This is a genomic window from Pseudoalteromonas apostichopi (genome assembly GCF_030297135.1).
GTDB classification, from domain to species: domain Bacteria; phylum Pseudomonadota; class Gammaproteobacteria; order Enterobacterales; family Alteromonadaceae; genus Pseudoalteromonas; species Pseudoalteromonas apostichopi.
Genome location: NZ_AP028065.1, coordinates 2,868,891 through 2,890,795, shown reverse-complemented (window position 1 = coordinate 2,890,795; position 21,905 = coordinate 2,868,891). Strand labels below are relative to the sequence as shown.

Sequence of the window (21,905 nt, the reverse complement as noted above, 5' to 3'; positions counted from 1 at the left end):
TAGAGTTAGGAAGTAAATATGAGTTCATTACCAAAAGCAGGTGACTTTTTAGGGCATCCTAAAGGGTTGTTCCTGTTGTTCGGCACAGAAATGTGGGAACGTTTCGGTTATTACGGCATGCGCGCCATCTTAGTTTTATACTTAGTAGCGCTTGTTCAAGAAGGTGGTTTTGGTTGGTCAAATGCAGACGCATTAAGCCTTTATGGTACCTTCACAATGGCTGTATACATTACACCACTGTTTGGTGGTTGGTTAGCCGATAACGTATTGGGGCAACGTAAAGCAATTATCCTTGGTGGTTTATTAATGGCTGCTGGCCACTTCACTATGGGTATTCCGCACAGCTACTTAGCTGGCCAAGAAGAAAACGTATTCTATATTGGTTTAACCCTTCTTTGTATTGGTAACGGTTTATTCAAGCCAAACATCTCAACCATGGTTGGTGATTTATATAAAGAAGGTGACCAACGTCGTGATGGCGCATTTACTATCTTTTACATGGGTATCAACTTAGGTGGTGCATTAGGTCCTCTAGTTGCGGGTTATGCTGCTGCAGCAATGGGCTGGCAATGGGGTTTCATCGTAGCTGGTGTAGGTATGGTTTTATCTGTACTTTTACAGCTTGCATTAAGCAACAAATACTTAGGCAACATCGGTGTTGTACCTTCAGCTAAGCTTTCTCAAGCGCAGTCTGAATCAAATACTAAAGAGCCATTAACTAAAGTTGAAACTGACCGTATTAAAGTTATCTTCACTATGAGTGTATTCAGCATCATCTTCTGGATGGGCTTTGAACAAGCGGGTGGTTTAATGAACCTTTTCGCTAACGATTACACTGACCGTATGTTACTTGGTTTTGAAGTGCCTGCTTCTTGGTTCCAGTCATTAAACTCAATTTTCATCATTGTATTTGCACCTTTAGTTGCCATTATTTGGTTAAAGCTTGATAAACGTGAACCAAATTCACCAGTTAAGTTTGCTATTGCACTTATTTTCTTAGCACTTGGTTTCATTACTATGATCCTGGCGCTTATGACACAAGGTCAAGGTGAGCACCTACAAATCAGCATGATGTGGTTAGTATTATTCTACTTATTCCACACGCTAGGTGAGTTGTGTTTATCTCCAATTGGCTTATCTATGGTGAGTAAACTTGCACCTCTACGTTTAGCTTCAATGCTTATGGGTATTTGGTTCCTATGTACTGCGGTTGCAAACAAGATTGCAGGTTTCGTAGGTTCATTCCTAGGTGAAGGTGAAGAAGCGTTAGACAACGCGATGGGTATCTTCATTGGTTTAGGCGCAACTGCGGTTCTTTCTGCTGTTATCATGTACTTACTAAGCGACAAACTTGTAGCTTGGATGCACGGTGCTGAAGGCCAACACGAGCCACAAACTACTGAGCACATCCTAGCTGAAGAGCTAGAAGTGACAGCTGAAAAGCAATAATATTTATTCCCCGTAGCGCCCGCTGCGGGGAATTTCTCTCTCCTCTATTCCCTCTGCGCCCTTAAAACTGATACTATATTCTTATACTAATTTGGTATGGCAAAGGAACTGAGTAAGTGCGCTCTAACACTCAACTACTGGTCATTATTCTGACTAGCTTATTACTGACAGCATGTGGTGGCGATAAAACAACAAAAGAAGTCGCAGCAGCTCCTGATCAGTCTGGTTTAATTATTTCTGTTGAAAATGGTTTATCGGCTGAATTTGCACAGGGCGATGTCACACTTAATGCAATAAGTAACACGGTTACAACAGACACCACATTTACTTACACTGAGACAAGCGCTTCAAGCACAGATATAGAGCAAGGTATTGTCTCGAGCATTCATACCTTTCGCCCCAATAACCTGATATTTGCTGAGCCATTAAGTTTAGCGATTAAGTTACCAAATGAACAAACCAACCTTGCCTTTAGCATAGTGCAGTTAGTCGATGAGCAATGGCAAACTCTCACTACTGAACAAAGCGATGATGGATTTGCAGTCAGTGCTATCACAGAATTTGGTAGCTTTGCTTTAATTTCTCGCACCATTCCTTCGGTTAGTAAAACCATTGGCGAGCAATGTAATGACACAGCCAGTAACCAAACTGTACGCTTTATTCATGTTGCTGATTTACACGCGCGCTTTGGCTTTAAAGAGCAATTATTCAGCCGTATTCGCAGTTACTACGACAATGCAAAACTTGAAAACCCTAACACCTTATTCACCAATGGCGGTGACGATTATGAAAAAGGCACTGTAGCTGAACAAACCTCACAAGGGTTAGCCACAGTCGAAGCAATAAAAGCAATGGCCTTTGACGTACGAGTGATTGGTAACCACGACTATGCGTGGGGACCTGAGCAACTGCTGGACTTTGCCGATGACGATAATGCCATCGTGCTTTCAAGTAATACCGAATATGATGGTAGCAGCGATACGCCATTTGCCGGTGTCGATTTTTCAGTTGTCCAAGTTGGTTGTCTTCGAATTGGCTTTTTTGGTATGACTTCAGTGCCTTGGAATGAACTTGATGATCCTATCGAAGAGGAACCGATCCCTGATTTTATCGCTAATTTTAAAATGAATTGGCAGTGGCAAGAAGTGGCTGAGCAGATTGTTAACCAATACCGTCAAGATGTTGATTACATGGTCATGGTGAGTCACTTAGGTGAAGGCACTGACACCCGTATTGCACAAAATGTTGCAGGAATTGATTTAGTACTTGGTGGACATACCCATGGCGGTGAAAGCTATCAAACCTTAGATAACGGCAGCATTGTCATTCAGCCAAACTTTTTTGCTCAAGGGCTAACTGATCTTACCTTAACCTTTAACCTTGATGACAAAACGCTTGCAGATGTTGATTACAATACCGTAGCAACAACCAGCATTACGACCCGAGATGAAAGCACTAAAGCCGCCATTGATGAAATCATGGGTCGCTATGCCCCAGATGCAAACACCGAAATTGCCGTTTCAGAAAATTACCCCACTGCAGAAGAACTCACGACGATTACTGCCAAAGCTGCCATGCAGCAGTTCCCTGCTATTGATGCGGCCTTGCTTGATGCAAGCCAAGTACAAGATCGCTGGCTACCAGGAACGTTAACCCAAGAAGACTTCCATGCCGCGTTTAAGGTTGAACGCCAACCATCGAATACCCCGGGCTTTAATTCAATTTATCAAGTCGCGGTGACTGGCAGCCAATTAAAAAACATGCTCGAAAGCCGACCTGAATGGGTCTCTTTAGTGCCTGATAACATTAATGATGCAAGTAATTACCACGTAGCTCTATTTAAAGGCCCAGCGCTTAATAGCGAATTATTCTTCCCAGCTCTGCCAAACTTAGAAGCGCAATTGGTCGCTGAAAGTTGGTGGCTGCTTGATAATTACGCACGAGCACGCACCAGCCAATGTTTATATCTCGATACCGATAACACGCTTAATGCGTGTAAAACGGATGATGCAGTCACAGTATGGAATTTTAATAATCCTGAGCAAGGGTTTAGCAGTGACTTTGGCCCTGCAACACTCAGCTTTTATGACCCTGAAGACAAAAACTGGGGGCCAGAGAATAGCCAATTTGCGACCACCACTGAACTTGAAATTGCTGATTTACCAAGTGGAGCCTCTGGCGTGTTGTCCTTTGCTCGTCATAGCCCAACACAAGGCTTAACCTTAACGGCTAATAGTGCTGCTAATGGTGATTATCAAACAAAAGGCCTTATCGCTGATTACACCTTAGTGATGGATATTATGTGGCCAGAACAAAGCACCAATGAGTGGCGCTCATTACTACAAACCGATATCACTAATAGTGATGACGCAGACCTTTACGTCAGCCGAGATAACGCCATCGGTATTGCCACCAGTGATAGCGGTTACTTTGGCGAGCTTACAGCAAACAGCTGGCACCGTATTGCTTTTGTGTTTTATGCTGCTCCAAACAATGGTGCACTAAAAATTTATCTTGATGGCGAGCTAATTGGTATTAAAGATGAAGGTGAAATCAATGAGCGCTGGGCAATAAACAATGCGGCCTTACTTTTAACCGATAATGACTACGAAACTAAGCCGGGTTACTTAAACGCCTTGTTATTTGCAGGTCGTGCGATGACTGATGCCGAGATTGCCAATATGGGTGCTGCCCAGCAACAACTTAATTTTACGCAATCAACCCGTACCTTAAACCAAGTAGTTGAGCGTCATTATCAAGCTGCACCACAAATTATGAATAACCCTTGGTTACAACAACGCAGCAAGTTTTTTAACAAAGCGCGCCAAACCGTAAACTAAACTATACAATCGCCTTAATAAAAAAGGCCGTTTCAGGCCTTTTTTATTGCCTGAAAAATGCTGAAATTTACTATTAAATACATATAGATAACCATAAAGATGGTTAACCTCTTTTAGTCAACCTAGTGGCTTACTCACTGCCTTTGTTAGGGCAATTGCTGAAATTAAAATCATTGTCCCATTTAATTTACAAAGAAGGCTTTAGCTAAATAGTGCTGGGATCTTCCCCTTATCGAATTTCTGGTTAATCATCCGCTCATTACAGAACAATAATTCTTTTTTAGCGCAGTGCTTATAATTGCGGGAGTAATGACAATGAGCGAAGTAAATAATCCATTAGGCCTAATGGGCATTGAATTCACTGAATACGCAACACCTGATGCAGATTACATGGACAAAGTGTTTACTGATTTTGGCTTTTCAAAGCTAAAAAAATTCAAAGGTAAAGACATTGTTTACTACAACCAACATGACATTCATTTCTTACTAAATAATGAGCGTGATGGTTTCTCTGCTGAATTTGCTAAAAGCCACGGTCCAGCAATCTGTTCTATGGGTTGGCGTGTAGAAAATGCGCAAAAAGCATTCGATGTTGCTGTTGAGCGCGGTGCAAAACCTGCGACAGACTCAACACACAAAGATTTACCTTACCCAGCTATCTACGGTATCGGCGACAGCTTAATCTATTTCATCGAGCAATTTGGTGACAAAGGTTCTATCTATGAGTCAGACTTCGAAGATTTAAGTGAGCAAAACATTGTTGAAGACAAAGGCTTCATCCGTATCGACCATTTAACTAATAACGTTTATAAAGGCACTATGGAAACATGGGCTAACTTCTACAAAGACGTATTTGGTTTTACTGAAGTACGTTACTTCGACATTAAAGGCCAAAAAACAGCGTTATTATCTTACGCACTTAAATCTCCATGCGGTACTTTCTCGATTCCAATCAACGAAGGCAAAGATAACAACAACAACCAAATCGATGAGTACTTAAATGAGTACAATGGTCCGGGTGTACAACATTTAGCATTCCTTACTAATGACCTAGTAAGCTCACTTGATAAGCTTGACCAATCAACGATTGCTACGCTTGATATCATCCCTGAGTACTACGATACAATTTTTGACCGTGTGCCTTGGGTTAAAGAAGACAAAGAGAAGATCCGTAAGCATCAAATTCTAGTAGATAGCCAAAGCGAAAATTGTTACCTACTACAAATCTTCTCGAAGAACCTATTTGGTCCAATCTTTATCGAGATGATCCAACGTGTAGATGACGGCGGTTTCGGTGAAGGTAACTTCCAAGCGCTTTTCGAATCAATCGAACGAGATCAAGAGCGTCGTGGTGTAATCTAAATCATCATTATGAATAAAAAGCAGCGTGTGGTTTGGCTATATTCACACGCTGCTTTTTGTCGTTTTAAATTCTGTTTTAAACTAACTGTTTAAATTGCGTTGATTGCCTCCATATAGATAACTAACACATCAGCGCGAACAAATAAGGAAAGAGTATGAGCCTAATTAACGAAACCCACGATATTAATCTAAAAAGCTGGGTTGCATCTGCTAACGAAGCGAACTGTGACTTCCCAATTCAAAACCTTCCTTTTGCAGAAGTACGTCGTAAAAATTCAGACGAAGCGTTCCGTGGCGCTGTAGCAATTGGTGATCAAGTTATCGATTTAGCGAAAGTAAACGACCTTGGTTTATTCTCAGGTGATGCACAAGTTGCCGTTAAAGCAGCGAGCCAAGCTACATTAAATGAATTTATGGGCCTTGGTCAGCAATATTGGTCAGCACTTCGTCTTGCGTTATCAAAAGCATTACGTGAAGGTGCCAGTGAGCAAGCGCAATTAAGCGAAGCACTTATTGCTCAAGCAGATATCGAATTTGCGCTGCCTTGTCGCATTGGTGATTACACTGACTTCTATACCTCTATTTACCACGCAACAGCAGTAGGCAGCCTATTCCGCCCTGATAACCCACTTTTACCTAACTACAAATGGGTACCAATTGGTTATCATGGCCGTTCATCGTCAATTGATGTATCAGGTCAAACGTTCCACCGCCCTAACGGTCAAACTAAAGCACCAGATGCTGAAGTACCGTCATTCGGCCCTTGTAAACGCCTAGACTATGAACTTGAATTAGGTATTTACCTTGGTAAAGGTAATGAATTAGGCGATGCAATTGCCATTGAGAATGCTGAAAACCACGTATTTGGTTTCTGTGTATTCAATGACTGGTCTGCACGTGACTTACAAGCATGGGAATACCAACCACTTGGTCCGTTCCTTGCGAAAAACTTCGCATCGACTGTATCTCCTTGGATTGTTACTACAGAAGCACTGGCGCCATTTAGAACAAACTGGACACGTGATGAAAATGACCCGCAACCAATGGACTATTTAGAGTCTTCTCATAACCGTGAGTTTGGTGCATTCGATATCAAAATGGATGTACAAATCGAAACTGAAAAGATGCGTGCAGCTGGCGAAGCGCCAACACAAGTATCTAAATCTAGCTTCAAACACTCTTACTGGACTGTGGCGCAAATGGTGACTCACCACACTGTAAATGGCTGTAACTTCCAACCTGGCGACATGTTAGGTTCTGGCACTCAATCAGGCCCAGAGCACGAAGAAGCAGGTTCATTGTTAGAGCTATCACGCGGCGGTAAAGAAAAAATCACCCTTGCTAATGGCGAGCAACGTACTTTCTTAGAAGATGGCGACAACGTAATTATGCGTGGTTGGTGTGAAAAAGACGGTTTTGCACGCATTGGTTTTGGTTCAGTTGAGGGTACAGTGCTACCTGCCAAATGAAAATAACTCGCTATTTTCATTTACAAAACAAGTATTAAGGGCATTATTTGCCCTTTTTTATTTGCCATTTCTCTCTTGAGTTACAATTTTTTTCTGGCTTTTTTAAATCAGATTGCTATCTTAACTCGGTTATTAGTTAAATTTTGTACGCCATGTTAGTTAAACTTAAGTCTTTTTACCGCACGATTTTTCCAGCTAGACAGCTGTTGATCCGTCAAAATGGCGAAGTAAAGCACTTAGTGTTAGCGCCTTGGTTACAATTAACAACACTTCTGGTCATTTTAACAGCTATTGCTTGGTTAAGTATTTCAACGCTCCAGATCATGTCACAAGCCGACCAAATCATCAGCATCGAACAAAACCAACTCAGCAAACAACAACAGTGGCAAAAACAACGCTACCAGCAACAAGCTGCCTATGAAAAACAATTAGAGCAGTTGGCTATTCTTGAGCAAAAACAAGCGTTATTGCAAAGCATGATTGAGTCGCTACCAGAATCAATGAACAAACCTGCACTACCAACTAATGCTGAGCCATTGCTTTTACCTGTTAAGGAACACTCTGAGGAATTTCATGCTCCTTTAGAAGGTGAACAGCAGCCAAAACAAGTTAAACGCTTAGAAAGTATTCCTGAACGCTTAGTGCGCCTTGATGCCGCTTATAACAACAGCTTTGTGGTATTGGATGAGCAAATAAAACTTCGCCATCAAGAAATCGTTGCCATATTAGAGGGTGCAGGCCTTGATAGCAGCCTTGCCAATGCCTCGGTACTAGAAAGTTCAGATACAGCTCAAGGTGGTCCACTCGATTTATTTGATGAATCAAAAATTCCTGCTGAATTTTTAGCGATTGCAGATAACTTATTAGCATTAAACAACCTAGAAAGTTTGCTGAGTGAATTGCCACAAACGCTCCCTGCTGCCGATTACTACATTTCAAGCAGTTTTGGCCTTCGTAAAGACCCATTGAATGGTCGTCGTGCATTTCATAAAGGGGTTGATTTAGCTGGTTGGCATAAAACCGAAATTTTTGCGCCCGCTAATGGTACGGTTCTTCGTGCTGGTCGTAATGGTGGTTATGGTAATTTTATCGAACTACAACACAAAAATGGTTTCATCACTCGCTTTGGCCACCTAAATAAAATTAAAGTAAAAAAAGGCCAAACGGTAACTAAAGATGATGTCATTGGCTTAATGGGAAGTACTGGCCGTAGCACCAGTACGCACTTACATTACGAAGTTTTAGTGAATGGCAAACATGTCAATCCAGTTAAAATAACAAAGGCCCTTTCTCGTGTTCGGTAGAAAAAAGCAACCAGCAGCTAGCTCGTCTGGCTCATCTTTAAAAAGAACCAACCATACTCCTTCAATTATTTCTGAAGACGTCCGTTTAACTGGTAGCCTTACTTGCCAAGGTGAAGTCCAACTTGATGGTCGGATCGATGGTGATTTACATGTTAAACACCTAGTGATTGGTCATACTGGTGTGATTGAAGGCGTGATTGAGGCTGATAGTGTAACTGTCAAAGGTAAAATCTTCGGAACACTCATCGCCAATCAAGTGGTAATTGAAAGCACCGCAGAAGTCCATGGTGACGTATTTCATGACACCCTTAGCATTGAAGCGGGAGCAATCATTGAAGGCAGCTTAAAACATCGTCATGAAGAAGATAATGTGGCGCCTATTAAGCCTGAAGAAACCAGTTCATCATTACTCCCCGATGATGACAACGACTTGTCGTTTGTAAACAAACAAGCCGCTGATAAGTCTTAACGTTTTTTAGCAGTTACATACATTGTGATATCTGCTGTAAACACCAATTCATCGCGGCTGTTAAAAACCTTCACCGGTACTAACAAATCTTGCTTTTCTAACCACTCACTCGGTACTTCTATATCTGCAACTGCACGCATGTCTGTGTCAATTTTTGCTATATAATTCACTGTCATGCCTTTTGGGATCCAGCGGTGTGTTTTTGCCGGCACCGTCGCATCGACCATTAAACCTGCGCACAACTCAGCTATATTACACTGGGCAATAGCATGGATAGTACCAATGTGATTATGGATTGCTCGGCGGTTTTTAACGGTTGCACTGCAATGCCCTGCTGTTAAACCTGTGATCAATGGCTTTATTGAGCCGAAATAAGGAGCTTTAAAACAGACAGCTTTACTAAATAACCAATTACCTTTTGGCAGTGACTGACATTTAGTCCAAATTTTTAATAATGATGATTGTGAGCTCACGACGTTTATCCATTATTTTTATGATGTGAGATAAAAAACTAACACATCAGACCAGATAGCGAAATGGAAAATTTTTGTAAGCAGTTTTAAAGATTACACTTTTAGCTAAGTGAATGCTTTTCTTTTCCTTTAGGGGCACATAAAATACCGTTTTAAAGGAGAGCGAATGCAGTCACGCCAGCACAAAAACCTCAGTTTATTATTTATCCTCGGCCTTCTGGTTGTTTTTTGCCCATTAGGTATTGATATTTATCTTCCAGCATTTCCTACTATCGCTGAACAATTGAATGCGTCAGAAAAGCAACTTCAGCAAACCGTGGCTATTTTTTTGCTTACAGTCGGTCTTGGGCAGCTTATTGCGGGACCACTTGCAGATAAATTTGGCCGTAAACCTGTTGCGATTAGCGGTGTTACGATTTATGGGCTAGCTGCATTCTGGGCATATTTGGCGCCAGACTTTACCACCTTAATGATAGCAAGAGCATTACAAGGCTTAGGAGCATGCGCAACTTTTGTCGTCGCTTTTGCAATAGTTAGAGACAAATTTGGTAGTGAGCGTAGCGGACAAATCATTACTTACTTAAATGGCATTGTCTGCTTTATTCCTGCCCTTGCGCCTATTCTTGGTGCTTGGTTAACCGTACAATTTGGTTGGCGCATGAACTTTTTATTCATGGTCAGTTTTGCACTTGTTGGCCTATTTATAGTTTTGTTTCTCTATAAAGAAACCCGCCCTAAAGACAGTGTTTACAGTGGTCATATTCTCGACTTAAGGCGCTTTATACCTATTATCTCCACACCACTCTTTCTATTTCATAGCTTAATTTGTTTAGTGACTATGTCCGCTATTTTAGTCTTTGTAACCCTTGCTCCGGGTTGGATAATCACAGAGCTTGGTGGCAGTGTCACCGACTTTACTTTTTGGTTTACCTGTAATGCCGCCCTGAGCATTTTTGCAAGCTTCGTCATGCCCATATATATAAAGCGCCAGCCCAAACGAGCCTTAAAAGCAGGACTTATGTTGTTAGTATTGTCAGGCTGCATAATGCTGGCTTTTAGTCAGCAAAATTCAGTTTTAGCTTTAATGTTTCCTATGTTCTTGGCAGCTTTTGGTTATGCCTTAACACTTGGCTCATCGGCAGGTCGTGCATTGAGTATGTTTCCTAAACAAGCAGGCACAGCTTCTGCACTTATCGGCTTGATGCAAATGAGTGGCGCAAGTTTATTAGTGTTTATAACGCAATTTTTAAATTTAACGACACCTGTATTAATTGGCGTACATTTTTTGATGCTCACTCCTTTTACTTACTTATTACTTAAACATAAGCGCTTGTCATAAAAAAGTTTTACCATACTTTTAGCTAATATGGGTAAATGAGAATCGTTATACTTCATTTGCCCATTTAGCCATCCTTTTATATCTCACAGTTATAAAAATCACCTTTCTAGAATAATTTGTTCCGTTTTTGCGGATTATTTTTCTTGTACCCAACCGAAGATTAAACTATTGTTTACCCACGTTAACAATTGGTTAACTAAATGACATGTTTGGGATACGAATTATGAAAAAGAATAAATTAGCATTAGCACTGATCATCAGTGGACTATGTGCAGCAGGAACTGCAAACGCAGCAAATGACCGTTACATCATCCAAGTAGACAACAATAAAAAAGGCGTAGTCAAAGCACTCGCTAAAAAGCTCGGTGGTGATATTAAAGTTGATGGTAATGGCTTCATTGCAGCGCAATTCTCAGGTCATGACCTAGCGAGCGTGAAAGGCTTATTAAACAACCCTCACATCAAACTGATTGAAGAAGACCAAAAACGTGTGCCAATGGCGCTTTATAACGATGACGCGGGTAATGCTATGCAGCAGCAGCTGACCCCTTACGCAGTTTACCAATCACAAGCAGACCAAGTTACTTTTGATGCAAATGCTGGCATGAAAGTGTGTGTAATTGACTCAGGTCTAGATGCTTCGAATCCTGATTTCATTTGGGGTAATATTACTGGTGACAACGACAGTGGTACTGGTAACTGGTTCGATAATGGTGGTCCTCATGGTACTCACGTCGCCGGAACAATTGGCGCAGCAGATAATAATGTAGGTGTGGTTGGTATGGCACCTGGCGTTGCAATGCACATCATCAAAGTATTTAATGCTGAAGGCTGGGGTTACTCTTCAGATTTAGCACACGCAGCGGACTTATGCTCTCAAGCAGGTGCAAATATTATTAGCATGAGCCTAGGTGGTGGTGGTTCAAATAGCACCGAGTCTAATGCGTTTGCTAACTTCACAAGTGCAGGCGGCTTAGTCGTTGCTGCGGCAGGTAATGATGGTAATAACGTACGTTCATACCCTGCAGGCTATCCATCAGTAATGATGGTAGGTGCAAATGATGCGAACAACCAAATTGCAGATTTCTCGCAATTCCCTAGCTGTACGTCTGGTCGTGGTAAACGCGCTACTACAGATGAAACTATCTGTGTTGAAGTAACAGCAGGTGGTGTTGATACTCTTTCTACTTACCCTGCAGGTATGGCCACTTCGGCTAGCTTAGCAGCAGATGGTGCGGGCTTTGCAACTTCATCAATGGAGAACTCAGGAAATGCATCAGGCACGGCTTATTACATGGGTACTGCTGAAAGTGTAGATTCTGGCGCAGCTGGCAAAATCTGTATGATTGACCGCGGTAATATCTCGTTCTATGACAAAGTGAATAACTGTGAAAACTCAGGTGGTATCGGCGCTGTTATCATTAATAACGAAGCAGGCATGTTATACGCTACATTAGGCGATACTAACGATACAACAATTCCTGCTGTAGGTGCAGCACTTGAAGACCGTTCAGCACTTCTTTCAAGTACAACAATTGATATCGCAATTGGTACCAGTGATTATGGTTTCATGAGCGGTACATCAATGGCGACGCCTGCTGTATCTGGTATTGCAGCACTAGTTTGGTCAAACCATCCTGAGTGTACTGGGACAGAAATTCGTGATGCCTTAAAAGCGACAGCACAAGACCAAGGCGCTTCTGGTCACGATGTTTACTTCGGTCACGGTATTGTTAAAGCAGCTGATGCAGATGCATACCTAATGGCAAATGGCTGTGCAGGTGGCAATAATGGCGGCGGCACAACTCCTGGTAGCGATGATATTAGCCTTTCTACGTCAGGTTATAAATCAAAAGGCACTGCGTATGTTGATTTAAGCTGGAATGGCGCAGCAACAAGCACAGTTGATGTATACCGTAATGGTAGCAAGGTAGGCTCAGTGGCAAACACTAACAGCTATACTGACACTATCACATCGAAAGGCGGTGGTACTTACACTTACCAAGTATGTGAAGCACAAAGCACAACTGTTTGTTCAAACAATAGCTCAGTGACGTTCTAATACTTTCCCCAACCCAAATCAGCGGGCATTGATTGCCCGCTTTTTCTTTTTCTAAAAGCTTGTTAAGATCAAATACCTAGCTTTTTAACTTTGTGCCAATGATCAATCCAGAATCGTTACTGTCGTTTTTAGGCGCCAGTTTTTTAATTGCCGTAGCTCCCGGCCCTTCTAATGCATTTTTAATGGCGCAAACCTTTGCAAATGGCCGTAAAGCCGGAATGCAAAGTGCCTTTGGTTTTGCCTTAGGTGGTGTGGTGCATACTATTTTGGCAGTAGTAGGTTTAACGGCAATTTTAAAAGCATCCACGGTAGCATATACCACAGTTCAGTATTTAGGCGCGGCCTACCTTTGCTACCTAGGTATAATGACCTTAAAGGATACCTTCACAGGGCCTGAACCAGACTGCAGCGAAAAGCCTCATGTTAGCACCAGTAAAAAACAAAATGTGATGTTTCAAGCCATGATGACCGAGGTACTCAATCCGAAAGTTGCCTTATTCTTTATTGCTTTTATTCCTCAGTTCGTCGATCCGAGCTTGTCTTCAACGACATTTCAACTCGCTTTCTTTGGATTACTCTACCCGCTTTTTGCTTTTCCAATCGACTGCACGTATATTTATTTCGGCGATAAGATAGCCAGTTATTTTCGTGAACATCCACAAGCCCAAATTTGGATTGATCGGATCACGGGACTAGTTTTTATTGCGTTAGCAATTAACCTATTGATATAAGAGCACTTATGGAACAAAAACAACAAGCTTTACCCGCCAAAAAGAATATTGCCCTCGTAGCCCATGATGGCAAAAAAGCAGCCCTTCAGGCATGGTGTGAAAAGCACCTGGATATTTTAAGTAAGCACACGCTATACGGTACAGGAACAACGGGTCATTTAATCGAGCGCACAACAGGGCTTGAAGTGATAAAGCTATTAAGTGGTCCTATGGGTGGCGATCAACAATTAGGTGCTAAAATTGCTGAACATGAGGTGCATGTGTTAGTTTTTTTCTGGGATCCACTTGCATCGCAGCCCCACGACCCTGATGTAAAAGCATTACTTCGTTTAGCTGCGGTTTGGAATATTCCTGTTGCCTGTAATGAAGTTAGTGCCGATATGCTTTTAAGCTCCCCTATGATGGAGACAGAGCTTTGCCGCACGTTGCCAGATTACGAAAAATACCTCGCAACGCGCCAAGTGACTCTTTAATTATTAAAGTTGTATACCTAAGTGGGGCGATTAGCTATAAAGCTTGTGCGCCCACTTAGTTAAACCTGCAGTAACACTACCAAAGTGATCCCCGTTCAGCATATTAATATCACCTAAATGTGATTTTAACGCAGCCTTGATCAGCGGTGATTGCGCACTACCACCCGTTAAGTAAATTACATCCGGTGTTGTGCCTGCCTCTTGAATCGCTTGTTTAGCTAAGCTCACTATCTGGCTTATTGAGTCATCAACAGCTAAAGCTAAGTCTTTTAGCGTTAAGCATTGCATTAAATCTGAATCTAAGAAACGCAAGTCTGTGGTAAATTCGTTCGCTGACGAGAGTGCAATTTTTGCCGCTTCGCCTTGCTGCACTAATTGATGACCCTGCTTATTTTGCTGCAATTGAATTAAGCGTTTAAAAAGCGCTGGCTCTTTAACTTCACGAACTTGAGTCAATAACTCACGATGATGGGCATCGCTATAAAACTGGCTTTGCAGGTTTACATCATTGATTTTACACGCTTGCCAAAACGGTTGGTTCGGCAGCGGAAGACCCGATTTAAACTCAGTACCTAAACCTAATAATGGCATTAAACCATGAAAGCTCAGGGCAATATCTAAATCATTTCCACCCACACGCTTGCCACTGTGGGCTAAAAAATCATTATCACGACACTGCTTTTCACGGAAGCTCGGCCCCATTTGTACGAATGAACAATCACTGGTACCCCCGCCAATATCTACAACCAATACTTTTTGGTCTTGCTGTAATGAAGTTTCATAATCAATCCCTGCCGCTAGCGGCTCATATAAAAACGACACCTCTTTAAAGCCTGCGCGCTTTGCTGCTCGTTCTAAAATTCCCAGTGCTTGCTGATTAGATTCTTCACCACCAACTGATTGAAAGTTTACCGGTCGTCCGATTACCGTTTCTGTTAATGACTCTTGCAGTGACTGCTCTGCACGCTGCTTAATTTTTAAGATCATCGCCGTAGCAATGTCTTCAAAGAAGTTTATTTGACCTTGCTTTAAGCCCACAGCACCAAAGAATGATTTAGGTGATTTTACAAAGTAACCTTCTTCAGGAAATTGCACATACTCGCTAATTGCTTCACGACCGATGAATAAGGTCTCATCACCAGCTTGAATATCTAAATCTGATTTAATGCGAGGAATGGTATTTAAAAGCGCATTGCGCTCAGTTTTAAAGTCATGCTCAAATGGGCTACCAGTGAGGTGCTTTGCCACAAAATCGACAACTAAAGCACTGTGATGAGTATAAAGTGTTGAGGGTAAATACTGCTTACCTTGTTCAAGCGGCACTAATGACACTTGTTGCTCGTTATCCATTACACCGATTGCACAATTTGAGCTACCGTAATCAAAGCCTGCAAACATTCTAGCACCTATACATCAATAAAAAGGCCGCGAAATTTACCATAGTCGCAGCCATTTTTGAATGACGCTAAGGTGTTTCATGTAAAAAGCTTGCAAATCGTGGCAAACCATTTTTAGTAAAACCATGATATTTATAGGTAATGGTACTACCTATGGCTGGCGGTGACTTTCTTTGCTGATCAGAAAACCCCGAGCCAATTTTAAATTCAGTACCATCACTGTTGCGCACCTTGAGTGCGCCAAGCATATTTTTATACTTACCTTTTCCTGCAACATAACCGATTACAACCGCTTCAGCGTCAAAATAGGGTTTTAACTTTAACAATGCATCACTGCGTCCCGCACTATGCTTAGCAGCCGCTAGATGCAGCATCACGCCCTCAGCACCTTGCGCTATTAGCTCATCCATAAACAAACTAAGTTGCTTGTTATCGTTAAAGTGCGTTTGCTCCACAGCTTTAATATGTTCACTTTGCAGCTGATTTACTAACCGCGAGTAGTCCTCAAAGCGCTGACTAAATGGTTTTGTCGCATCAGGCATATCAAATATCATATAGCTTACTGTTTGCCATTCAGTATCAATAGGAATGGCTTTTCGAACGATACCGCTCAAAGTGGCAAAATCTTGGCGCTTAGTCCAAAGTTCTCCATCAAGCCAAACCCTAGGAAGTGGCTCAGTAAACCAGTCAGGGGCATAAATTGGGTTACCGTTTCGGGTTACTAATTGACTACCAGTCCAGATGGCCCGAACGCCATCATATTTTTCACTAACTAAATACTCGCTTACATTGACCTTGTCAGCTTCATAGACGTTTGCTAAAAGTACTGAAGGGGCTTGTTGAGCTTCGACCGAGAGGCTTAATAATAAAGTGATTGCGCACATCAGCGCACGAGTGATCATAACCATCATTGCTTCCTTGCAAATTTGTAAGTTTTAAGTAGCTTTCACGACTTAATAAATGCTGCTTAGTAATAGCCGTTTAATTATAGGTTAGTTTGTAGCCATTTGAAAAATTCGCCCAAATCAGCAAACACCCCCGCCGCTTTACTAAAGTCATGTTCTAAAGTGAAATGATTCGGCACCGCATACACAGCAACAGCGGCATTACTTGCGGCGGTGACACCGGTAAAGGTATCTTCGACTGCAACGGCTTCATTAGCGGTTATATTTAACGTATCAAGTGCCAATTGGTATGGGTCGCCAGATGGTTTAGGGTTGTTAACATCATCTTTGGTAACCACACAATCAAACCAATCAAAAATGCCATAGCCTTTTAAAATAGGATAGGCTTCATCTTTTGCACTGCCTGTTACTAATGCCATTTTTAAACCACTGGCTTTTACTTGCTCAAGCACTGCTTTTGCATGAGGCATATAGGCGGGTAAATTAGTACTAACAAAGCGCCCAAATGCAGCATATTTATCATCGGTTAGCTGCTGTGGAGTGATACTAAGCCCATAATTTTCAACAACTTCCTTTGCAGCTTCAAGAGTTGGTCTACCAGAAAAGCGCTGACAAAACGTGGCCTCATCATACTGCACGCCAAAAGGGGCTAGTAAATCATTCCAAATATTAAAATGCACACTTTCAGAGTCGACAAGTGTGCCATCCATATCAAACAATACTGCTTTTAAAGTCATCCTCATTCCTTTTACAGTCTAAAAAATAAAAGGTGCCATTCGGCACCTTCGATAAATATAATTTGTTACTCAGTTAAACCCGCAGGTGGCTCAGCAAACGCTTCTTCGCCTGTTTCTACATCAACCAGCTCGTAACCGCGTTGTTTTCTTACCACTTTTAATACTGGCTTAGAAAACGCTGTTTTTAAACGATCAGCGTCTGCTTCAAGTTCTTCGACTGTATTACCAAATGGCGCTGCACCGGTTTCTGACCAGTTAGTCACTTTGCCATTTAAGTTATATTCAACTTCATGTATTTGATATTGTGCCGCTTCATCTTTTGTTGCTTCACAAAAAATTACACGGTAGTTCCAAAATCCAGCCATACTTCTTCTCTTTCTCAAAATTTAATGCTGCCACTTTAGCAGTTACAAACACGATTATAAACGAAAAAACCCGCTATACAGCGGGTTTTGATAGGACTTATTCTTTCAGCTTAGAAGAAGCTTACTTTGAACTCAGCACCGATGTAACGCTCTTCGTTCACCATTGCTGTGTTGTTATTGAAATCGATAGCGCCGATTGATTGTTGCTCGTCGAACATGTTACGAACGAATGCTGATACTTCATATTCGTTGTCGCCTTCAGCCCAAGCGTAACCGGCACGTAAACCAACTTCAGTTAATGGCTTACCTTCAAATTCAACTGACTCGTATAAGAAGTAATTGATTTCGCTACGGTAAGACACGTCAGCGTATGTGAAGAATTCACCGTCAGCTACTTCGCGGCTATAACGTAATGTTAGGTTAGAGATCCACTCAGGTGCGTGCGGTAAACTATTACCATCAAGAATAGCTTGACCTGCGCTGTTTAAAGAATTTGTAACAGTACACTGAGCACATACGTCAACGGCTAAATCTTTATCGTCAAGCTCAGTATTGTTGTAGCTTAAGTTAAATGTTGCGTTTAGGTTGTCAGTTAATACCCACTCAGTGTCTAACTCAAAGCCGTAACCAGTTGTCTTATCAGCATTAACTAAACGGTTGAAGTTTGCACCACCACCTACAGCTGTTAATTGTTGGTCATCCATTGTGTAATAGAACACAGTGGCATTTACACGACCTTGGCCGTCAAGAACGTCTGATTTGATACCTGTCTCGAAAGACGTCACAGTTTCAGACTCAGCAACAGTTACTTCATCACCGAATAAGATACGACCCTGAATACTTGGTGCACGGAAGCTGTTCGCAACACGTGCGTACCAGTTTACGTCGTCGTTGATCTTATAGTTAGCAGATAGATCCCAGCTAACGTGATCGTCACTTGGGTTTTCTGTAAGGAAAAGCGCACCGCCACCAGCAGGGCTTAAAGTACGGTTCGCAGAGAATTCTTTCTCGTCATCTGAGTAACGAAGACCCGCAGTGATTTTTAGATCATCAGTGATTGTGTAATCTAATGAGCCGAATACCGCCCATGCTTTGGTATCTTGTTGCTGGATAACATAGCCGTTTAACTCACCTGGCGTTGAACCATAAGTGTCGTAGCTGAAGTTTTCGATCGTTAGCGCTTCATCAAAGTAGAATACACCTACTTGGAAATTTACGTCGCCAGCATAGTTGCTAGATAAACGAAGTTCTTGCGTGTACTGGTCTTGATCTGGAATACCGTCAGCACTTTCAGAATAGAATGGAATAAAACCAGGACCCATATCTGGTAAGTAGCTAGCACCGTAACCGCCGTCGATATCAGCGCGAGAATAGATTTCAGCACTTTCCCATGCAGAGATTGACGTAAGTGTTAAATCGTTGATATCCCACTCAAGCTTTAAGCTTGCACCTTGAGATTCAACTTGCTGAGTCGCACGAGAAGCAGCATCGTGGTAAACCACGTCGTGCTCAAAATTATCTACTAAATCGTTAGTACCAGCTTTGATAGCATTACCACGGAATGCGATTGGCGTACCATCCATATCACGTACATGGTAATTGAAAAGACCAGTGAAGTCGTCGCCTTCATATAAGAATTGAACACGTGCCGCTTTCTCAGTGTAACCACCTAATACGTCATCTTGTTCAAAACCTGGTGCACGATTATCAATATAATCATCTTTTTCTTGCCAAAGAACAGAAACACGTGTTGATAAACGATCTGTTAAGCCACCGCCAACAGCACCTTCAAAATCAACTGCGCCACGGCTACCGTAAGATACTGAGCCATAGCCTTCAAATTCTTGTGATGGTTTAACTGTATCAAATTTAACAAGACCAGCCGGTGTATTACGGCCGAATAAAGTACCTTGTGGGCCACGAAGAACTTCTACGCGTGCTACGTCAAATACAGGGAAACCTTTTAAGATAGCGTTCTCTTGAACTACTTCATCTACCACTAAAGAAACAGGTTGTGAAGCATTTAGGTCAAAGTCAGTATTACCTAGACCACGAACATAAAAGCGTGGGAATGAACGACCAAACGAAGATTCAATTGATAAGCTTGGGATCTTCGCGTTCATGAAACGAATATCCATACCAGCTGAGCTGTATGCATCTAAGCTGTCACCTTGTAAAGCAGATACAGCTACAGGTACTTCCTGTGCGTTTTCTACACGTTTACGAGCGGTGATTTGAATAACTTCTAATTGATTGTTTTTTGCTGCTGAGGCTTCGTCTGCAGCAAGAGTTGAAAATGAAGTACCTGCTACGGCAGAGAACAACGTTGCATTGATAAGTGTTGCTAACGTAGATCTTTTCATTGCTTTCATGTCGGGTTTTAACCTTTTTTATGCACTCTTATTCAACGGTGATGATGTTGCGTCAATTCATTTGACGGGCTCGGCCAATTTTTCGCGCCTTGTAATAAGCTGCGCGGACCTCTTAATCGAGAGTGCAAAACGAAGTAAAGAGGCTGAACGAACGCTGACGATTATAACACTTTATGACACTTTTACTGCATTAAAAATTATAAATATACAATTATTTTACAACAATTAGCGGCAACATCGCCGCATTTAGAAGATTTTATGCAATTATTTTTGATTAAAGCGGACATATGTCCTGTCCATCTAATCACGACAATGTGTAGACATCATGCACAAATGAGAGCCACTTTCATTTACCCCTTTTTTAGCAACTAATCAGTTACACGTGCGAATTCTGGATTAGCTAATTCGCACTCATGCTCATTTAATAAGCCTAAAATTGCTAAGTTTAATTCTTCTATTACTTCCATATAAAATGCAAAGTCGACAGTCTCTACGTAGCTTAGTACATCCACTTGTAAAGCCCAAGGCGAGAAAGCTTTAAAACGAACCCTGCAAGGCTCAAAGGCGATATGTTTATGTTGTTCTAAAAGCTCTCTTAGGGCTTGCATAAACGAGATTAGATTTTGTTGCTTGGTATTCGCACTGAGCATCAATTTCGGCCTATAAGAAATACGCTCTCTTTCAGAAACATTCTCAAGCTGCATATCAACGAACTTTGCATTCGCCACATATATTACAGAGCGGTCAAGAGTGCGAATTCGAGTTGCTCTCAGTCCTATTTCTTCAATTGTGCCTAGCTGGCTACCAAATTTACATAAACTGCCAATTTTAACTGGTGCTGAAATATAAAGTGTGATGGCCGCTATAATATTTTCCACCGTTTTTTGCGCAGCCAGCGCGATGGCTAAACCACCGATCCCTAAACCAGCTAATAGCGTTGTGGCATTGAATCCTAAGTTTTCAAACCACATAAATAGCAAGATAATTACAATTGAGGTTTTTACAACGTTACTAATTGGGCGAAGTAAAAAAACCACTTGGGGCCTATCTTGCTTAATGAAGCGCTGACCAAGTCTATGCTTCACTATGTCAACTGTACGAAGGCATATCCAACCCCATGCAATCAAAAGTACTGTTGCACCATGAAATAAAGCGAGTACAGCAATCGTTACATTCGACTGATCACTCAAAGAACGCGACATAAATACAGCCAGCAATAAGCAAACTGGCCCATTGATGAACGCTATCACATCTTTTTCGACTGGCACTTTTAAATGGGCAAGTATAAAAGTAATAATACGCGTCAAGATGATTGCTATTGCAAGGAAAAGCAAAAAACTAAAAACAAAATATACCCATTGCCAAAGTAGCACACCTAAAAACTCAACATCTGGCAAGTTTTTATATAACCACTCGCCGACATGGCTATAGCCATACTCTTTCGTCAATAAGGGAATTTGGCTTACCGTCGCATTCGATATTTTCCAGATGCGATTGCCACTTTCTGGGTCTGGAATCAACTGTAATAAGATTTGCACAGTACCTTGTGAGGTTGAGATTTCCCCCACTAAATCACGATAACTTGGCACACTTTCTTTTTGTTTTCCTTCGGGTTTATTACTTAAGTTATCAATGTCGACCCAGAGTGTACGATCAAGTACTACAGATAAGTTCTCAGCTAGTTGAAGCTGCCCTATAATAGACACATCCTTAGGTAAATTTCGAAAATCAAGATACTGAGCAGCCCGTTCAAAGTCACGAGCTCTGGCCGCTTTCAAGTAACCCTGCATTGAACTTCTTGGTGTCATTCGACCATATGTGTCGAAAGGTAAATCATCCTCTAAAGCCGTTTCTTTTTCTTCGCTGGCTGCAGGAGAACTGACTTCAGGCTCTTGCTTAGCTGCTTTTTGTTCACTTTGCTCTTCCTTGTTGTCTTTATCTATTAAGGACTTAACGGTAACTTCAGGTGTGGTTGTTGCCCATAATGGCGCATTGAACAACAGTAAAAAACACACTAATAACTTACTAAATTGTAATGAAAACTTTGTATTACAACGGCTCACACTTTGTTCCTTGTCTTATAAACATTAAATCGCTGAAATAATCAGCTAATTAAATTAGAGCACGGTTTGTGTAACTGTACAAAAAATAATTAAAA

At 41.7% G+C, this 21,905-nt stretch carries 17 protein-coding genes; 10 read left to right on the top strand and 7 right to left on the bottom strand.

All coding sequences use genetic code 11. The features are described 5' to 3' along the window. The first annotated feature begins 18 nt into the window (after positions 1-18). The 6 genes from QUE86_RS13085 to QUE86_RS13060 all read left to right on the top strand — a co-directional run bounded on the left by QUE86_RS13085 (position 19) and on the right by QUE86_RS13060 (position 8,893). Complete coding sequence (locus QUE86_RS13085) at positions 19-1,449, top strand: peptide MFS transporter (RefSeq protein WP_130051948.1); 1,431 nt, start codon at positions 19-21, stop codon at positions 1,447-1,449. A 116-nt stretch (positions 1,450-1,565) separates the two neighbouring features. Next, positions 1,566-4,289, top strand: coding sequence for a metallophosphoesterase (locus QUE86_RS13080; protein WP_286257720.1), 2,724 nt, complete (start codon positions 1,566-1,568; stop codon positions 4,287-4,289). Between the two features lie 315 nt (positions 4,290-4,604). Further along, positions 4,605-5,651 (top strand): 4-hydroxyphenylpyruvate dioxygenase, encoded by a 1,047-nt coding sequence (hppD, locus tag QUE86_RS13075; RefSeq protein ID WP_130051950.1) that lies wholly within the window; start codon positions 4,605-4,607, stop codon positions 5,649-5,651. 155 nt (positions 5,652-5,806) lie between these two features. Then, entirely contained in the window at positions 5,807-7,120 is a 1,314-nt protein-coding gene (fahA, locus tag QUE86_RS13070) for a fumarylacetoacetase (protein WP_178926751.1), read from the top strand. Positions 7,121-7,272: 152 nt separating this feature from the next. After that, the gene (locus tag QUE86_RS13065) at positions 7,273-8,424 is read left to right on the top strand and encodes a M23 family metallopeptidase (protein ID WP_167658458.1); all 1,152 of its coding nucleotides are present in this window, start codon (positions 7,273-7,275) and stop codon (positions 8,422-8,424) included. Then, entirely contained in the window at positions 8,414-8,893 is a 480-nt protein-coding gene (locus QUE86_RS13060; RefSeq protein ID WP_167658457.1) for a bactofilin family protein, read from the top strand. The genes QUE86_RS13065 and QUE86_RS13060 overlap by 11 nt, the downstream gene beginning before the upstream one ends. Here the strand turns inward: QUE86_RS13060 and QUE86_RS13055 are convergent. Further along, complete coding sequence (locus QUE86_RS13055) at positions 8,890-9,366, bottom strand: hotdog fold domain-containing protein (protein WP_167658456.1); 477 nt, start codon at positions 9,364-9,366, stop codon at positions 8,890-8,892. The two genes, QUE86_RS13060 and QUE86_RS13055, sit on opposite strands and share 4 nt — an antisense overlap. A gap of 166 nt (positions 9,367-9,532) precedes the next feature. Here QUE86_RS13055 and QUE86_RS13050 point away from each other — a divergent pair, with 166 nt between their 5' ends. From QUE86_RS13050 to QUE86_RS13035, 4 genes are all read left to right on the top strand, one after another. Beyond that, the gene (locus QUE86_RS13050; RefSeq protein ID WP_167658455.1) at positions 9,533-10,705 is read left to right on the top strand and encodes a multidrug effflux MFS transporter; all 1,173 of its coding nucleotides are present in this window, start codon (positions 9,533-9,535) and stop codon (positions 10,703-10,705) included. Between the two features lie 223 nt (positions 10,706-10,928). After that, the gene (locus tag QUE86_RS13045) at positions 10,929-12,767 is read left to right on the top strand and encodes a S8 family serine peptidase (protein ID WP_130051956.1); all 1,839 of its coding nucleotides are present in this window, start codon (positions 10,929-10,931) and stop codon (positions 12,765-12,767) included. A 98-nt stretch (positions 12,768-12,865) separates the two neighbouring features. Beyond that, positions 12,866-13,498 carry a LysE family translocator gene (locus QUE86_RS13040; RefSeq protein ID WP_130051957.1) on the top strand — a complete coding sequence of 211 codons (633 nt, stop codon included), beginning with the start codon at positions 12,866-12,868 and terminating at the stop codon, positions 13,496-13,498. An 8-nt stretch (positions 13,499-13,506) separates the two neighbouring features. Then, entirely contained in the window at positions 13,507-13,971 is a 465-nt protein-coding gene (locus tag QUE86_RS13035; RefSeq protein WP_130051958.1) for a methylglyoxal synthase, read from the top strand. A gap of 30 nt (positions 13,972-14,001) precedes the next feature. Here the strand turns inward: QUE86_RS13035 and yegD are convergent, their stop codons facing one another. The 6 genes from yegD to QUE86_RS13005 all read right to left on the bottom strand — a co-directional run bounded on the left by yegD (position 14,002) and on the right by QUE86_RS13005 (position 21,810). Beyond that, entirely contained in the window at positions 14,002-15,369 is a 1,368-nt protein-coding gene (yegD, locus tag QUE86_RS13030; protein WP_130051959.1) for a molecular chaperone, read from the bottom strand. A gap of 67 nt (positions 15,370-15,436) precedes the next feature. Continuing rightward, entirely contained in the window at positions 15,437-16,276 is an 840-nt protein-coding gene (locus QUE86_RS13025) for a DNA ligase (protein ID WP_175580445.1), read from the bottom strand. Between the two features lie 77 nt (positions 16,277-16,353). Continuing rightward, the gene (locus QUE86_RS13020; RefSeq protein ID WP_130051960.1) at positions 16,354-17,010 is read right to left on the bottom strand and encodes an HAD family hydrolase; all 657 of its coding nucleotides are present in this window, start codon (positions 17,008-17,010) and stop codon (positions 16,354-16,356) included. 65 nt (positions 17,011-17,075) lie between these two features. Further along, positions 17,076-17,375 carry a hypothetical protein gene (locus QUE86_RS13015; protein ID WP_054561952.1) on the bottom strand — a complete coding sequence of 100 codons (300 nt, stop codon included), beginning with the start codon at positions 17,373-17,375 and terminating at the stop codon, positions 17,076-17,078. A 110-nt stretch (positions 17,376-17,485) separates the two neighbouring features. Then, a complete protein-coding gene (locus tag QUE86_RS13010; RefSeq protein WP_167658453.1) occupies positions 17,486-19,747 on the bottom strand; it encodes a TonB-dependent receptor in 2,262 nt (753 codons plus the stop codon). 368 nt (positions 19,748-20,115) lie between these two features. Next, positions 20,116-21,810, bottom strand: coding sequence for a mechanosensitive ion channel family protein (locus QUE86_RS13005; protein ID WP_286257701.1), 1,695 nt, complete (start codon positions 21,808-21,810; stop codon positions 20,116-20,118). Positions 21,811-21,905 lie beyond the last annotated feature (95 nt).

Coding starts and splice junctions, on each gene's coding strand:
- QUE86_RS13065 (WP_167658458.1), top strand. CDS start 7,273: ATGTTAGTTAAACTTAAGTCTTTTTACCGCACGATTTTTCCAGCTAGA.
- QUE86_RS13085 (WP_130051948.1), top strand. CDS start 19: ATGAGTTCATTACCAAAAGCAGGTGACTTTTTAGGGCATCCTAAAGGG.
- QUE86_RS13025 (WP_175580445.1), bottom strand. CDS start 16,276: ATGGTTATGATCACTCGTGCGCTGATGTGCGCAATCACTTTATTATTA.
- hppD (WP_130051950.1), top strand. CDS start 4,605: ATGAGCGAAGTAAATAATCCATTAGGCCTAATGGGCATTGAATTCACT.
- fahA (WP_178926751.1), top strand. CDS start 5,807: ATGAGCCTAATTAACGAAACCCACGATATTAATCTAAAAAGCTGGGTT.
- QUE86_RS13015 (WP_054561952.1), bottom strand. CDS start 17,375: ATGGCTGGATTTTGGAACTACCGTGTAATTTTTTGTGAAGCAACAAAA.
- QUE86_RS13050 (WP_167658455.1), top strand. CDS start 9,533: ATGCAGTCACGCCAGCACAAAAACCTCAGTTTATTATTTATCCTCGGC.
- QUE86_RS13040 (WP_130051957.1), top strand. CDS start 12,866: ATGATCAATCCAGAATCGTTACTGTCGTTTTTAGGCGCCAGTTTTTTA.
- QUE86_RS13035 (WP_130051958.1), top strand. CDS start 13,507: ATGGAACAAAAACAACAAGCTTTACCCGCCAAAAAGAATATTGCCCTC.
- QUE86_RS13045 (WP_130051956.1), top strand. CDS start 10,929: ATGAAAAAGAATAAATTAGCATTAGCACTGATCATCAGTGGACTATGT.
- yegD (WP_130051959.1), bottom strand. CDS start 15,369: ATGTTTGCAGGCTTTGATTACGGTAGCTCAAATTGTGCAATCGGTGTA.
- QUE86_RS13010 (WP_167658453.1), bottom strand. CDS start 19,747: ATGAAAGCAATGAAAAGATCTACGTTAGCAACACTTATCAATGCAACG.
- QUE86_RS13020 (WP_130051960.1), bottom strand. CDS start 17,010: ATGACTTTAAAAGCAGTATTGTTTGATATGGATGGCACACTTGTCGAC.